Genomic DNA, 1,352 nt, shown 5'->3' on the forward strand with positions numbered 1-1,352 from the left:
ATTAAAAGTAGCTCCAAACGAACTTGTATTTTTATTCCCAGGACAAGGATCTCAATTTTCTCAAATGGGAATAAACCTTTACAAAAATGAAATTATATTTAAAGAAGCAGTAGATATTTGTGCTGAGTTTTTATTGGAAGAACTAAAATTAGACATTCGTGAAATTTTATACCCAGAAATAGTTACGCCCGAAGCCGAGGCAAAATTGAAAGATACTCGTTTCACACAGCCTGCTTTATTTGTCACTGAATATGCTTTATCGCAACTTTGGTTAAGTTGGGGAATTAAGCCTACTGCATTCTGCGGCCACAGTATTGGTGAATTTGTAGCAGCCCACTTAGCTGGAATATTTAATTTACAAGATGCATTGCATTTAATAGCCACAAGAGGTCGATTGGTAAGTGAGCTTCCCGGGGGAAGCATGTTATCCGTAAGGCTATCAGAAGATAAATTAAAAAATATTCTTCCAGACACCCTGTCGATAGCGGCCATAAATTCTAATGCTATATGCGTTGTTTCTGGTGAAGATGAAAAGGTTAATGAATTTGCAAAATCATTAGAACAGATGGAGATTGCAAACAAGTTGTTATTTACAAGTCATGCATTTCACTCAAAAATGATGGACCCAATTTTGGATTCATTTGAAAAAGAGGTAAAAAAAATACATTTAAACAAGCCATTTTTACCAATAGTTTCGACTGTTACAGGGACATGGCTCTTGGAAGAAGAAGCCATCGATCCAAAATACTGGACTAACCATTTACGCAAAACTGTAAGATTTTCTGATGCTGCGAACACATTATTAAAATTAGAAGACATTATGTTTTTAGAAGTGGGGCCAGGACAAACGTTAACTACTTTGACAAAACAACAAGGAACTGGTAAAATAATTCCTGCCTTTACAAGTTTACTCTTACCTAAAAATCAAGAAACCGAATACCATTCCTTACTCGGTACTTTAGGTGAGCTGTGGCTTAGAGGAATTGACCCCGATTGGAATGCCTTTTATCATCAACAACAAAGGCTTAAAATCGATTTACCAAGTTATGTTTTTGATCGTAAACTTTGTTGGATTGAACCCATAAACACTATAGAAATAAAGGCAGCTAATAAAAACACAGTAACAGATGTCCCTTTATTTACAACAAGTACTGATAGCAATAGTACCAAAACAAAAGATTCGAGAAAAGAGGTAATACTTCTTAAGATTTCAGAAACCATAAAAAATGTATCTGGTATCATTTATGAGTTTGATACAGTTTCTACTACTTTTCTAGAACTAGGTTTAGATTCATTAGCGCTAACTCAATTAGCAGGTAGATTAAAAAAAGAGTTTGATTTACCCATCACAT

The 1,352-nt window shown here is 34.6% G+C and carries 1 protein-coding gene; it reads left to right on the forward strand.

Features of this window, described 5'->3' with window-relative positions; all coding sequences use genetic code 11:
• Positions 1-64: 64 nt before the first annotated feature.
• Positions 65-1,352 (forward strand): acyltransferase domain-containing protein (locus EKL98_RS16065; RefSeq protein ID WP_233589466.1); only part of this gene is annotated, 1,288 nt, incomplete at its 3' end.

Source organism: Flavobacterium bomense (genome assembly GCF_003970355.1).